Consider the following 15,004-nt stretch of genomic DNA (forward strand, 5'->3'; position numbering starts at 1 on the left):
ATGAGGATGAAAGCAGAGGGTTGAATGGTGAATAATGAAGATTTAGAGCTTGAGTTGCTTTTACTGGCCATCTATCGCCTATCGGGATATGACTTCAGTAATTATATGCGCTCCTCGATCATGAGGAGAGCATCAGCAAGGATGAATGCGGAAAAACTGCCGAGTATTACGAGTCTTACCGATAGGGTTATCCATGATGAAAGGGTCTTATCGGAGATCCTGAAGGATTTTTCAATCAATGTAACCGAAATGTTCAGGGATCCTCCCTTTTTTAAAGCGCTGCGGGAAGAAGTGATCCCGATATTGAGGGACCTTCCGGAAATCAGGATATGGCATGCGGGATGTTCAACCGGCGAGGAAGCCTATTCCATGGCGATTTTAATCGAGGAAGAGGGTCTTTCAGACCGGACGAAGATTTATGCGACGGATATGAATGAAACCGTCCTGAAGAAGGCCGAAACAGGCTTGATCCCCTTGCATAAAATGCAATCCTATACGAAAAATTATATTCAGGCAGGCGGCAAGAAGTCGTTCTCCGAATATTACGACGCCGATAGCGAAGCAGCCCGTCTGAAGCCTTCATTAAAAGAAAAGATTGTTTTTGCCCAGCATAATCTAGTGACGGATGGATCTTTTAATGAATTCCACGTCATCATCTGCCGAAATGTATTGATCTACTTCAACCTGCATCTGCAGCAGCAAGTGTTTCGCTTGTTTGACGAGAGTCTCAGCCATGGCGGTTTCCTTGGGCTGGGGACGAAGGAATCAGCCCGCACCGACCTTGGTTTTCTGGAAGCCTTCAATTCAAAAGATAAAATATACCGAAAAAAAAGCAGGAATCCTTTTGTTTAAGGATTCCTGCTTTTTTGTTCAGAGGTATAAAATTTCACATCGAGAAATGTCCAGCTTCAGCGCCTAGCCCCTCGAGTCGCTTGTCTAGCTGCGGCTCCTAACTCCTTGAGACGCTTCGGTCCTGCCAATGAAGTCAAAGAACGACTTCATCGGTCGGCCCTTCAGCGCTTGTCGGGGCTGACCAAGGCGCTGCGCTTTTCTTATGTAGCCTGGATCAGCACAATGCACATATCGTCTGTTCCGGATTCCTTCTGTTCTCGGGTCAGGATTAAATCAAGGGGTTCAGTTTCATTTGCGCTCGCTAAAAGGGTCATGGCTTTTTCTTTTAAAAATTCAGTCCCTGCCTGCTCGTACTTATCGATTGCTTCATGGACACCGTCTGTACAGATGAGGATCTGAAGGGATTGAGAATAGGTGATTATTTTCTTATTCGTATGTATTTCCGGAAAAAATCCGACTGCGCACGTATTGCTTTTCAATTCGGCGATATGGTCGCCATCAATCAATGCATGTCCCGTAGGATGGCCGGCATTGATGTATTCAATTTTGCGCTCGGCTGTATCCAGCGTTAAATAAATGGCCGTGAAGTAATAAGGTATTTTTTGATTATGGAGATTCAGAGAGTTCATCCACCTGTTCAGTTCGCCGATTACGTATTCCGGATCAGGGTTTGACCTGATGGCGTCACGCAGCACAGAAGAGATGAACATGCATACTAATGATGAGGAGATACCGTGGCCCATCATGTCCAGCTGGATGGCCGCGTAGCGATTTTCATCAATTTTATGCCAGAAATACAAATCACCGGCAAGCTTGAAGGCAGGTTGATAGGAAGCTTTGATGAGCAAATTTTCCTTATGTATCGGCTGGCTTAACAGGCTTGTCTGAACCTGCATCGAAAGTTCAAGTTCATTAACGATTTTCTCTTCTTGTTTTTTGTGCCAGTCTTTTTCATATTTTAACCTTAATGCTACTCGGATTCGTGCAAGCAGCTCGGTCTTTTTAATTGGCTTCATTAAATAATCCATTCCGCCGGCATCGAGAGCTTCAACGACCTTCGCTGAATCCTCCAATGCGGTAACGAAGATAACTGGTATATCCTTTATATGAGGCATTTCCTGTAGGCGTCTGCATGCCTCGATGCCGTCCACCTCGGGCATCATGATATCCATCAAAATAACATCGACCTGCTCGGCGACGATATAAGGATTATCAGATTCCAGGTAGCAAAATAAATCATCTGCCGAGGTGAATGAAAGCAGATCGGTATAGCCGGCTCTATTTAAAAGTTTTTCAATAACGAACAAATTTGCTTCATTGTCATCCACGATCAGAATACTCATATGTATTTCCTCTCTAACTTAAATTCAACATATTTATATACCCATCATATCATCTGCTAAAACTTTTTTTATAATTAAAGCTCCATGAATATTAAGGGTGGAGACTAAATGTAAACAAATACCAGTAAAATTGTAGGCCGAAATACCCGATATATTTTGATATATATATGAATTTTTATTAGTGATTATTTGCGAAATGATAGAGGGATTGGTGATTTTTATGCAACCAAATATAAATAGTAATTCTCTTAAAGAAGTTTACAAATCCCTGTTTGATTTCAATCATGATGCTTGTTATGCACTCGATATGGATGGGAATTTTACCTTATTCAATGAAGAGGCTGTGAAAATAACTGGGTATTCAGCTGAAGAATCTTTAAAAATGAATTTTGTTTCACTACTTCATGAGGATTATTTTGAAGATACAATCCAGCACTTTAAGCGCGTGACACAGGGGCACCGAGAGAGATTCGAAACGACAATCTTAAAAAAGGATAGTGGTGAACAGGTTCATTTGCTGCTTACCGCGGTTCCAATCATGGTTGGTCGGAAAGTCCTCGGAGTGGTAGGGTGTGCGCAGGATATTACAAAAAAGAAAGAACTTGAAGCATTGTTGAACGGACAAAACCTTATTCTTAAAATGATTGCTAAGGGTACTCCGTTTTCGGAAGTGCTGGATCGTATCGTTCTTTTTATTGAAAGATTCACGCATGGTGCACTCTGTTCCATCATGATTGCAGATAAGGAAGGGAAAAGGCTGTTGCATGGCTCATCGCCTAGTTTACCGGCAGCCTATAACGAAGCTGTCGATGGGGTTCCGATTGGTCCGTCGGCAGGTTCTTGTGGTACTGCGGCCTATTTAAGACGGTCTGTAACGGTCACCGATATTGGGACTGACCCTTTATGGAAGGAATATCGCGACCTTGCGCTTTCCTATGGCTTACAGGCCTGCTGGTCATCTCCTGTTTTTGATGATGATCAACGGGTTGTTGGTACGTTTGGGATGTATTATAGCGGTACGACTTCTCCACGTGAAAAAGATATGAAAATCATCCAGAAAGCAACCGACCTTACAAGTCTGGTAATCCAGCATTATCAAGCGAAAGAGAAAATCGATTTCATGGCATACCATGATGCCCTTACCGGACTTCCTAACAGGAGGCTTTTTGATAAAAGAGTAGAGGCCGCGATTGACGGCACGAATGTGAATGAAGGCGAAAAGCTGTGCTTGATGTTTCTGGATTTGGATCGCTTTAAGAATGTCAACGATTCGCTGGGCCATTCAATTGGAGATAAATTATTAATGTATGTTTCTGCAAAACTAGTGAATTGTTTAGGTGATGGAGCAACGTTCTCAAGACAAGGTGGGGATGAGTTCACGATTTTACTAGAGCATACAACGAAAGAAGAAGCGAGAGCGGTGGCGCAAAAAATCCTTGATACACTTGCGGAGCCTTTTGTAATCGAGGGCACAGATATATTTATTACGACCAGCGTCGGCATGAGCTTATATCCAGACGATGGAGAGGATGTAGGTGTCCTTTTAAGCAAAGCGGATGTTGCGATGTATCAAGCTAAAAAGCAAGGGCGGAACAACTTTCAGACATATGATGTTCTGCTTGATAAGAAGGCTTTCGAAAAACTGCAGATTGAAAATGAACTTCGGAAAGCGTTGGAGCGCAATGAATTTGAGCTGAATTACCAGCCCATCATCAATCTATGTACGAACAACCTGACGGGTGCGGAAGCGCTCATCCGCTGGAACAATGAAAAGTGCGGGAATGTGTCGCCACAGCAATTCATCCCGATTGCTGAGGAGACAGGGATGATCGTCGAGATTGGTGAATGGGTGTTAAAAACAGCCCTGCTTCAGCTGAAGAACTGGCATTTGGATGGAATGGCTGGTTTGACGATGTCGGTCAATTTATCGATTCGCCAGTTTTACCAGCCGAACCTCATAAAAATGATTTCTGACACTCTAGTGGAAACAGGCGTCGAGCCAAGGTTCCTGACGATTGAGATTACCGAAAGCATGACGATGGATGTAGAAACTGCCAGCGTGATCCTTCATGAGCTGAAGAAACTAGGCGTTAATATATCCATTGATGATTTCGGAACAGGCTACAGCTCCCTAAGTTATCTTAAGAGGTTCCCGATTGACCATTTGAAAATCGACCGGTGCTTCATTCGTGATATCACCGATAACAAAAGCGATGAAAATATCGCCACGACGATAATTTTGATGGCGCATAATTTGGGGTTATCCGTTATTGCGGAAGGTGTGGAGACAGAAGGTCAGCTGCAGCTGCTGAAGCAGCACCGATGCAATGCAGCACAAGGATATCTATTCAGCAAGCCGGTTCCGGCAGAAGAGTTTATTACATTTAAGGTTCCTTCCTGAGGTGGAGGGAGCCTTTTTTGTGTTTGTGAATTGGAAAAAAACGCTCGGAATTTCCAGTTCGCTATTAAATCTTTATTTTCGCTATAAAAAATTGATTTTCGCTATAAAAATGAAATTATCGCTATAAAAAGTAATTTTTCGCTATAAAAATGAGAATATCGCTATAAAAAAATCTCATAAAGAAAATTCCCCAACATTTTCTATAAAAAGCTGAAACGCAAAGTCCAAAACCCCGTCTAATCTTGCAAGGGGGCTAAAAAATGATGAAAAAATGGTGGGTTTTAAGCGGTTTGTTACTCATTTCTATCGTAGGGTTGGCTTTTTACTCCATACCCCAGTTCAAAGTGGTGAATGCCTGGGAAGGGGAGGAGATTGTCCTGCCAAATAAGGTTTGGAAGCTGCAGTTTTCCGAGAAGATCTCTGAAAAAAGTCTCGATAACAATTTTATTTATATTACGGACGACAAAGGTGAGAAACTCCAGACTGAATTGGAGCTGAGTGACGACCAGAAAACCATTTACATCAATCCTCCGGAAAACGGATATGATCTTAAGTCAAAACAGTATACAGTCCATTTTAAAAAAGGAATCAAATCTGCGTTGGGCAGGGAATTGAATTCTTCCTACGCCTGGGAGTTCGTTGTAAAAGAAACGCTTCCGGTCGTTGGCTCGCAGGAAAAGTTAGCGGGTTATTTTGAAGGAATATTGAAGGAGCAGGAAAAGTCCCGCGGCTGGTTTGGCGGATTGAAGGAGTCTATTTCTGAGGATACGGCGATGGAAGATTCATCGTCTGCCAATAAATCTGCAGGCGGCGGTGATGTTTCAGAAACAAATGTCCAGGTCCAGGGAGTCGATGAAGCCGATATTGTAAAAACGGATGGGCAAACCATTTTTCAGGCGGAACAAAACAAAGTGCGGATCATCCAGGCTGTACCAGGTGCACAGATGAAGCTTCTTTCGATGATTCCATATGATGAGACGTTTTCTCCTTATCAGCTTTTTCTGGAGGATGAAAAATTGGTGGTCATTGGCCAGCAATATCATAATTTCTCAAAACCTTATGATAAGATTGCCAAAGATTCGCTGATTGCACCGATGACTCAGTCGACAAAGGTCATCGTTTATAATGTAAAAAATCCTGCAAAACCTGCACAAATCAGGGAGATTGAACTTGAAGGCGGCTATGTCTCTGGGAGGAAGGTAGATAATCAAGTCTATCTGATTACGCAGCATTATCCTGACTTCTGGCTGCTGAAGGAGAATCGGGAAATCGATATCAGGCCGAAGTATTTCGACTCAGCGTCTGAGACAAAGGAAAAAAAGATCAGCTATGACGACATTCGCTATTTTCCTGAATCAAGGGAGCCTAACTATACGATGATTGCTGCGTTCGATCTCAACCTGCCGAAAAAAGAAGCAGCGATCACGACGTATTTGGGAAGCGGAAATCAAATCTATATGTCAAAGGAAAACTTGTACCTTGCTGTTCAGAATCAAGGTGATCTAGCAATGGAAGAACGGGGTGTCATCGCTTCGGACACCGATATCCATAAATTCGCGATCAACGGTATGGATGTAAAATATCACAGCTCAGCAACTGTACCCGGAACCGTACTGAATCAGTTTTCGATGGATGAGCATGATGGCTTTTTCCGGTTGGTCACAACGAAAGGCTATGCATGGGACGAAACGAAGCCATCCTCCAACCACCTTTATATTTTGGATAAGAACCTGAAGGAGGCCGGAAAGATTGAGGGGCTTGCGCGAGGCGAAAGGATCTATTCCGCAAGGTTCATGGGAGACCGCATCTATATGGTTACCTTTAAAGAAACTGATCCGCTGTTTGTCATTGAAGCGAGCGATCCGAGGAATCCTAAAGTGCTTGGCGAATTGAAAATCCCCGGCTTCAGCAATTATCTGCACCCATACGATGAGAACCAAATCATCGGGTTCGGCCAGGATACGAAAATCGTTGCAGAAAAAGGATCCTCACAGCCGCGCATCCTCACAGATGGGGTGAAGATCTCACTGTTCGATGTCAGCGACATGTCCAATCCGGAAGAGAAATTCACCGAGATTATCGGTGGCAGGGGAACTTATTCCCCGCTGAATCACGATCACAAGGCATTGCTGTTCAATAAAAATAAAAACCTGTTTGCCTTCCCGATCTCAGTCTATCGAAACAGTGATAAAAACGAATATGAACAAATCTTCGAATATCAGGGCGCATATATCTACAACATCGACCCTGCAAAGGGCATAACTTTGAAGTCGAAGATTACCCATATTGATGGCAAAATGCCATATTATGAGGAATGGGAAAGCCAAATCCAGCGCCTGCTTTATATCGGCGACACACTCTACGCATTGTCTCCAGCCAAGATCACAAGCCATAATATGAAAACGTATGAAAAGATTGGTGAACTGGGGCTTGGTTTGGGCGGCAAAGAATAGGAGGCAGATGGACGGTTCTTGTACCTCTATTCAGAATTAATTGAAGGCACTTTCGCATTGACCCAGCGAGAGAGCCTTCATATTTTAATTGGTGCCCAACCCACCAGAATTCTGCAGCACAATCCTCCAGCCATCCGGGTCTGCAATGGTAACACCGGCATTTTTCCAGTATGGGTTTTCGGGATCAACTTCCGGATAACCCATGTCACTTAGCCGATGGACGATTGAGTCGCGGGCTTCTCTATCAGGAATGTAGAAGACTAATAGGTTATCTTCTGTTGGTGCGGGGCAAGGACTGGCATTTTCGTACTGGGTAAATTCCAGATGATAGCTTGCATCAGGGAGACCGAGCATCACTCCGTCATATCCATCATGTTTTTCAAACGATCCCACTACTTCAAGCCCAACTCCATCACGGTAAAATTCAACAACTTTTTCTAATTGATCTGTTGGCCGGGCGATTCTGAATTGCACAACGGGCAGCTTATCTGACCATATTTTTTTCATCTTAAGCACCTCGAGTATTTTCTTCTTGGTTTTATTATAGAATGCCGAGTTTACTTATATTCGGCTGAAAGATTGATACTTTCTCAGACTTTGGTTGTAGTAGCGCAATACCCGGTATGTTATTGATTTACATTTTATTATCAGGTAGTATGAGGATACTAATTACGGAAGGGTGACCAAGGGGCAATGATCAAATAATCCTTTTTGAGAAAATCATTCGTAAAAAGAAATTGGATACGAGCGTTTTCTGGATAGGATTAGTCTTGCCTTTTGAGAACAAAATTTAAATGATGGAGATACCTTTTCTTGGGTGTTTTCTGTTCTTTTGTTATCAAAATAAAGCTTCCTGTCCAGAAATGGAATAGGAGGTTTTTTTATGTCGGAAATAGCCAATGAGCAAAAATTAGGCATGGGCGCATTGTTTCAAAATCAGGTAATCAGGACGATTTTGCTGTCCGTGTTATTTCTTCAGATTGGGATTTGGGTACGGAATTATTCCATTCTTTTATATGTAATTGAAAAAACGAATGAAAATCCGATTGCGGTTTCGATGATTTCGGTAGCCGAATTCGCGCCAATCTTTTTATTTTCGTTTATTGGCGGGACATTTGCCGACAGGTGGCGGCCGAAGAGGACGATGATTTGGTGTGATCTGTTAAGTGCAGTTTCCGTTTTTGTTGTGCTGCTTACATTATTTTTCGGCAGCTGGAAAATGATTTTCTTTGCGACACTAGTGTCTTCCATTCTGTCGCAGTTTTCACAGCCGGCAGGGATGAAGCTGTTCAAGCTTTATGTACCGGCTGAACTTGTGCAGATGGGCATGTCCATGTACCAGACTGTGTTTGCACTCTTTATGATCCTTGGTCCAATTATCGGAACGTTTGTCTACGAGCAGTTTGGGATTATGGCCGCTGTCGGTGTCATGGGCATTGCATTCCTCTGCTCAGCTGCCGTCTTGCTGATGCTTCCGGCAGATCAAAAAACGGTGGAAGAGAAGCGAGAAACAACTTTGACCCAGGAAATGAAACAAGGATTCCGCTATGTTTTGAACAGCAGGCATTTAACGCTGCTTGGCGGTTTGTTCATGGCGGCAGGCCTGGCCATTGGGTTGACCCAGCCTCTTGGTGTATTTTTGATCACGGAGAGACTTGGTCTTCCAAAGGAAAACCTTCAGTGGCTGATGGCTGCATTTGGAGTCGGGATGATTCTCGGCGGTGGGATTACAGTGGCCATCTCCAGGAAAGTGTCGCCGCAAATGCTTCTGGCCATTGGGATGACAGCAAGCGCAATTGGTTTTATCGGAATGGGACTTTCAACCGCATTCTGGCTGACCTTGACCGCGCAGTTTTTCTCAGGACTGTTCATGCCGTGCATCCATATCGGAATCAACACGATGATCCTGCAGAATACGGAAGAGGCCTTCATAGGTAGGGTTAACGGAATCTTGAACCCATTGTTCATGGGGGCGATGGTCATTACGATGTCGGCATCCGGCTGGCTTAAATCTCATTTATCCATAGTGTATATGTACGAAGCATCGGCTGTCTTGCTGCTGGTCGGTATCATCATACTGATGCCGTTGATGAAAAAATCGACAGTAAGCCATCAGGTGAAAGAGGAAATTTAGCGGAAGTAAAAAGGAACAGCCCTCATTCTATTTTCAGAATGGGGGCTGTTCTTTTTTATAAGTTTTAAACAAATAAACTAAGCAATAAGATGAAAGCTAATCCTGCTACGGAAATGATTGTTTCAAGCAGTGTCCATGTTGCGAATGTTTCTTTCATGCTTAAGCCGAAGTATTCCTTGAACATCCAGAAGCCTGCGTCGTTTACATGGGAAGCAATTAAGCTTCCTGCCCCTGTTGCAAGTACGACCAAGGCAAGGTTAACGTCTGTCTGGCCAAGCATTGGGATGACCAAACCAGCGGTTGTTAAGGCTGCAACTGTTGCTGAACCTAGAGAGATACGAAGGATGGCTGCAATGATCCAGGCAAGCAGAATTGGTGATAGGGAGGTCCCTTTAAAAAGTTCAGCAACATAGTCACCAACGCCGCCATTGATCAATACTTGCTTGAAGGCACCGCCTCCGCCGATGATTAATAGCATCATGCCGATGTGAGAGATAGCAGTTGTACAAGAATCCATCACAGTCTTAATCGGAATGTTTCTCGCCAAGCCCATTGTGTAAATGGCTACTAATAGGGAGAGCAGCATGGCAGTTCCAGCATCACCGATGAATTGGATGGCTGCCAGGAAACTATTATCCTCAAATCCCATTGTTTTTTGCAGTAAAGAAATGATTGTCGCGATAGACATTAAAATAACTGGTAGTAGTGCAGTGAAAACGCTGATACCGAAACCTGGTGTTTCTTCAAGCTTGAATGTCTTTTGTTCGCCTAAGGAAGCGATGTTTCCTGTCTTGTTAAAAGATTCTGGTACAAGCTTTTTAGCGATTTTCGTAAATACTGGACCTGCAAGAATCACAGTTGGAATCGCAATGATGAAGCCATAAAGCAATACTTCACCAATGTTTGCTCCATACTCACCCGCGATTACAGTTGGACCAGGGTGAGGAGGCAGGAAGCCGTGTGTAACAGATAGTGCGGCAGTCATCGGAATACCAAGATACAAAATCGAAATCTTTAATTCTCTTGAAATCGCAAATACGATTGGAATCAATAATACTAAACCTACTTCGAAAAATAGAGCAACACCGATGATGAATGAAGCTGCAACGACTGCCCATTGGATGTTCTTTTCACCAAATTTGTTCACAAGTGTCATCGCGATTCGCTGGGCTCCGCCGGAATCTGCAATCAATTTACCAAGCATCGCACCAAGACCGAAAATGAGTGCTAAGTGGCCGAGTGTTCCGCCTAAACCTGCTTCAATCGTTTTAACAATTTCACCAAGTGGCATTCCAAGAGCCAATGCGACGCCAAACGAAACGATGATCAAGGAAATGAAAGTGTTGAGCTTGAAGCCCATAATCAATAATAGTAAGGCTAAGATACCAATTGCTACAATAATCAATGGCATTGTGTTTTCCCCCTGAGTTGTCTATTGTACCCGCATGGAGCGGGGTGTTACCTTTGTGAATAATAGCGCTGACATCTTTATGCAGAGAATAGGTCCTTTTAAAAAATAAAGCGCTAACAATTTTAGTGAAGGGATGAGGACCATCCCTTATTTAATCAAGCTTCTTTGATAGTTTGCGATTCTTGTATAATCTTTTTCCAAGGCTCTGGATAAGCTGATGAAGATCGGCACCAGCTGCCTGTATTCCTTGGCCGCTTCTTCATTCGGCGAGTGCTTGTGGGTGCTGCCGATCATGTCTGACACGACTTCGAATGAATCAATTTTACCTGTTGCATAAAGTCCAAGGATGCAAGCCCCAAGACATGAGCTTTCATAGCTTTCAGGCACAACCACCTCGAGGTCAAAAATATCAGACATCATTTGCCGCCAGACATCTGACCTGGCAAAGCCGCCGGTCGCCTGGATTCTTGTGACAGGACTTTCCATCGCTTCGGTAAGTGCTAAAAAGACGGTGTATAAGTTGAAAATGACGCCTTCTAATGCTGCTCGAATCATATGCTCTTTTTTATGGGACATCGTCAGTCCGAAAAATGAACCGCGGACATCCGGATTCCATAATGGCGCACGCTCGCCAGCAAGGTAAGGGTGGAATAACAAGCCTTCAGCTCCAGGTTTTACACGTTCAGCAATCTTCGTTAACACCTCGTATGGATCAATGCCAAGTCTTTTGGCTGTTTCCACCTCGGAAGCAGCGAATTCATCACGGATCCAGCGGAGGACCATCCCGCCATTATTGACAGGACCGCCGATGACCCAGTGTTTTTCCGTCAAAGCGTAGCAAAAGATACGTCCTTTTTCATCGGTTTGCGGCTGGTCGATGATCGTGCGGATGGCACCGCTTGTCCCGATTGTGACGGCGATTTCTCCTTTGCCAATCGCATTGACGCCGAGGTTTGAAAGAACCCCGTCACTTGCACCGATGACAAAAGGAGTTTCAGGGTCAATCCCGATTTGCTTCGCTAATTCTGGATTGCAATTCTCGAAGGTTCTTGTTGTGGGTACAAGCTCTGATAATTGATTTGTTGAGATACCCGCAATTTTCAGAGCCTCTTCATCCCATTCCAGCTTTTTAAGATTCATCATTCCCATCGCTGACGCAAGCGAGTGGTCAACGACATACTGGTCAAAGAACTTTTTAAAAATAAATTCCTTGATGCCGATGTATTTTTTCGCTTTAGCGGCAATTTCAGGACGCTCGTTCACGATCCAGGCGATCTTGCTTAATGGTGACATCGGATGGATCGGCGTTCCCGTGCGCTTGTAGATTTCATGCCCGTTCAGTTCATTTTTGATTTTATGCGCCCATACTTCACTGCGGTTATCCGCCCAGGTAATACAAGGTGTTAGCGGCTCATCATTTTCATCAATGGCAATGACGCTGTGCATCGCGCTGCTGAAAGAAATGAAAGCCAGCTTTTTTTGCTGATGGTGTTTCATGATTTTTGTGATGGCTGTAAGGACAGCCATATAAATTTCTTCAGGATCTTGCTCGGCCGTTGAAATATCCGGTGTGTGGAGAGGGTAGCCAATGCTCTCCTGCTGGATAACTTCCCCTTTTTCACTGAAAAGGACAGCCTTGGTGCTTGTGGTGCCAATATCGACGCCCAACATATACTCAGTCATTTTTTTCAACTCCTCTGGAAAGCGTTTGCTGCGATATCCAAAGGTCATCTACTTTACCTTGAACATCATCAAAATTTTGGTGTAAGGATTTAACCATAAGTTCGCGATTCTTCGTTTTGATGGCTTCAATATAAAGCTCGTGGTTCTCGATGATGCGATCGAAATCTTCGTACTTTTCTTCGATCCTTACACGCATCGATAAAAGAATGAACGCTTCCATAACAGGTTTTGTATTATCCCAGATCATTTTGATATAGGAATGGTTGATGGCACGGATGATTGTTTCATGGAATAAAACGTCTTGCAGGCTGAACTCGTCGGCATCCTTGTATTTAATAGCAATTTTCATCATCTCAAGGATTTTGCTGAGTTCGGTGACAAGGTTTGAAGTATCTATTTTAATGAGTCGTTCAAAAACAAATGATTCGATTAATAAGCGGACGTCGTAAATCTCTTCGATATCTTTTTCTGTGAGACCGATGACCACAGCACCCATTCTTTCCAGGCGGATCAGGTTTTCTGCTGAAAGAATTTTGAGCGCTTCACGGATCGGTGAACGGCTTACGTTAAAATCAGCAGCAAGTTTGTTCTCCGATAGGATGGCACCGCTTTCAATCCAGCCGGAAATAATTTGCATCCGGAGCTCGCTCGCAACACGGTCACCTGTTGAAGCCTTTGAAAGCCATTTTTGGGGATAAAGAAAATCCTTCTTTTCCGTCATTTCCTCACCTTCCTGATTAACCAAGTATACTTGTATACAAGTATTATAAATCGGATTCGAAAAATTGCAAGCGTTTTCTATCATGATTATTTTGCCAAATTCTTATGTGGTCATTCTAGGATGGGGGGGAGAAAGTTGAGGATGAACATGATATATGCCCGGTTATGTGATAAAAAGGAAAAATCGGTAACATAAAGAAGGGGTAAGTGCCCGGTTATGGGAAGAAGGGGAAAACGGGGCACATAAAGAGGAGATATGTTCCCCGTTATGGGAAGAAGGGGAAAACGGGGCACATAAAGAGGAGATATGTTCCCCGTTATGGGAAGAAGGGGAAAACGGGGCACATAAAGAGGAGATATGTTCCTCGTTATGGGAAGGAGAGGGAAAACCGGTAACAAAAAGAAGAGATATGTGCCCGGTTATAGGAAGAAGGGGAAAACCGGTAACAAAAAGAAGAGATATATGCCCGGTTATGCGAAGAAGGAGAAAAACTGAGCACATAAAAAAGCCTAGATGGAAGAAATCACGATCTAGACCCAAGTATTGCAGAATATTTTACTCGTAATAAGTTGACTTGCATTCGCCGCTGACTAATAGATTGTTTTTTAAAACTCTTCTAATGGATTTCTTTGGCAAATCTCCATTGCTCCATTCATAAATAGCGGTCGTGGTTACTTTTCGATCGGGAAAAAGTATTTGAAAACTATTTAACGATTGCAAAACAAGGGATTCAATAGAGTCCCCTCTGCCACAATGACTGCAAACAAATCTTTTTTGTCCAAAACTCTCCACAAACTCACCGCAAAAACTACAAATAACCCCCTTCCTCAACATATCAAAATCATATCCCGGTATTTTGGTAAATGGTGATTTCTTAATATGCAAGGATAATAGGACCTCCGCCAATTTGGTATGTTTGCTTGTTAACTTTGAAGAGACCCTGTTCATGTTCGACATAAAGCGGTTCAGTTGGTTTGGTAGAATGATGGGTGATTTTAATGGTGCTTGCAGAAGGGCGAATTCAGGGTTGATGAACACGAGGTGAGGTTCAAGAGGAATGTAAAAGCCGAGTTCCTTTAGCAGTTGTTTAAGCAGTGATTCTGCGCGGCTTAGTTGGTGGAGGGGATTTTTGGTTTCTTTGCCGGCGACGGTCTTAAATTTTTCTCCATCTAAATAATAGTCCCCCTCTAGATTTTTCACTTCAAAAAGGTGCAGACGGTCCTGCGTGATCACGAAGGAGTCGATTTGAAAAAGGGTGCCATTCACTTCCAGGAGCAGGTCGTTGATAATGAGACTCTCAACTCGATGTTTCGTAAACCATTGGTCGAATTGCACTTCACCTTCATAGCCTTTCTCCAGTGTCCACAAGTATTGCCCATCTTTCTCTTCCAGTTCCATTCGAGGCTGAAGGGCTTGCAGGATTACTAATTCTTCTGGTTTGGTTCTTTCTTTTAAAATCATATTCCACTTCCTTTCATCTTTCATTTTATGGAAAAAACAAATAAAATCCAGTGAACATTTTAAGACATATTCAGCTGATTAAATATGCATCTTGATTTATAATTACTATTTTGATAGTATTAACTTAATTTCATAAGATCTTATCAGATCGGTGAGGTAGAGGAGCGAATAACAAGAGTAGTCCATCGGAGATAGACAATCGTTGATGGTGGCTGAAAGGGTTGTTTGCCGAAGCGTGATCAGGGTCAAACTGGTTACTGCTGGGATGCTTTCTGAACAAGGAGCAGACTGTCATGCGGGGTTTCGTGCATGGAGAACTACTGATCGAAATGGAGGATAACGTATATTGTAAAAAGCAATGATAGGTTATTTTCTATCATTGCTTTTTTGCATGTTAGAGGTTTTTTATACGAAAATTCCACTGTCTCCTTCTCTCAAACTCCTTTTACATATGAACGCTGTTCGTATGTGCACTTCTTTAACCACCATTCGAGCATGGACGTCTCTCTTGGTTATTTTTATCTATTTCCAAAGGGGAGAAACAT

11 protein-coding genes and 1 riboswitch are annotated in these 15,004 nt (G+C 43.2%); of the genes, 5 read left to right on the forward strand and 6 right to left on the reverse strand.

The annotated features are described in order from the left end of the window. Positions 1-24: 24 nt before the first annotated feature. Positions 25-852, forward strand: coding sequence for a CheR family methyltransferase (locus M3204_RS11710; protein ID WP_251481806.1), 828 nt, complete (start codon positions 25-27; stop codon positions 850-852). A gap of 200 nt (positions 853-1,052) precedes the next feature. Here M3204_RS11710 and M3204_RS11715 read toward each other — a convergent pair whose 3' ends face one another. After that, positions 1,053-2,195: a PP2C family protein-serine/threonine phosphatase gene (locus tag M3204_RS11715; RefSeq protein ID WP_251481808.1), complete on the reverse strand. Its 1,143-nt coding sequence runs from the start codon at positions 2,193-2,195 to the stop codon at positions 1,053-1,055. Between the two features lie 220 nt (positions 2,196-2,415). Here M3204_RS11715 and M3204_RS11720 point away from each other — a divergent pair, with 220 nt between their 5' ends. Then, positions 2,416-4,596 carry an EAL domain-containing protein gene (locus M3204_RS11720; protein WP_251481811.1) on the forward strand — a complete coding sequence of 727 codons (2,181 nt, stop codon included), beginning with the start codon at positions 2,416-2,418 and terminating at the stop codon, positions 4,594-4,596. Positions 4,597-4,856: 260 nt separating this feature from the next. Continuing rightward, positions 4,857-7,049, forward strand: coding sequence for a beta-propeller domain-containing protein (locus tag M3204_RS11725; protein ID WP_251481813.1), 2,193 nt, complete (start codon positions 4,857-4,859; stop codon positions 7,047-7,049). 84 nt (positions 7,050-7,133) lie between these two features. Here M3204_RS11725 and M3204_RS11730 read toward each other — a convergent pair whose 3' ends face one another. Further along, a complete protein-coding gene (locus M3204_RS11730; protein ID WP_251481815.1) occupies positions 7,134-7,556 on the reverse strand; it encodes a VOC family protein in 423 nt (140 codons plus the stop codon). 376 nt (positions 7,557-7,932) lie between these two features. On the opposite strand from M3204_RS11730, the gene M3204_RS11735 reads away from it, so the two are divergent. Beyond that, a complete protein-coding gene (locus M3204_RS11735) occupies positions 7,933-9,183 on the forward strand; it encodes an MFS transporter (protein WP_251481817.1) in 1,251 nt (416 codons plus the stop codon). Between the two features lie 64 nt (positions 9,184-9,247). Here M3204_RS11735 and M3204_RS11740 read toward each other — a convergent pair whose 3' ends face one another. The 3 genes from M3204_RS11740 to M3204_RS11750 form a co-directional block, all read right to left on the reverse strand. After that, entirely contained in the window at positions 9,248-10,594 is a 1,347-nt protein-coding gene (locus M3204_RS11740) for a GntP family permease (protein ID WP_251481819.1), read from the reverse strand. A gap of 147 nt (positions 10,595-10,741) precedes the next feature. Continuing rightward, complete coding sequence (gntK, locus tag M3204_RS11745; RefSeq protein WP_251481822.1) at positions 10,742-12,277, reverse strand: gluconokinase; 1,536 nt, start codon at positions 12,275-12,277, stop codon at positions 10,742-10,744. After that, the gene (locus M3204_RS11750; RefSeq protein WP_251481825.1) at positions 12,270-12,998 is read right to left on the reverse strand and encodes a GntR family transcriptional regulator; all 729 of its coding nucleotides are present in this window, start codon (positions 12,996-12,998) and stop codon (positions 12,270-12,272) included. Before M3204_RS11750 ends, gntK begins: the two co-directional genes overlap by 8 nt. 357 nt (positions 12,999-13,355) lie before the next feature. Here M3204_RS11750 and M3204_RS11755 point away from each other — a divergent pair, with 357 nt between their 5' ends. Next, positions 13,356-13,493 (forward strand): hypothetical protein, encoded by a 138-nt coding sequence (locus M3204_RS11755; RefSeq protein ID WP_251481827.1) that lies wholly within the window; start codon positions 13,356-13,358, stop codon positions 13,491-13,493. 60 nt (positions 13,494-13,553) lie between these two features. Here M3204_RS11755 and M3204_RS11760 read toward each other — a convergent pair whose 3' ends face one another. Further along, positions 13,554-14,459: a nuclease-related domain-containing protein gene (locus M3204_RS11760; protein ID WP_251481829.1), complete on the reverse strand. Its 906-nt coding sequence runs from the start codon at positions 14,457-14,459 to the stop codon at positions 13,554-13,556. Between the two features lie 149 nt (positions 14,460-14,608). Then, a riboswitch (Lysine riboswitch) is annotated at positions 14,609-14,787 on the forward strand. Positions 14,788-15,004 lie beyond the last annotated feature (217 nt).

This window comes from Mesobacillus subterraneus (assembly GCF_023715485.1).
Taxonomy (GTDB): Bacteria; Bacillota; Bacilli; order Bacillales; family Cytobacillaceae; genus Mesobacillus; species Mesobacillus subterraneus_B.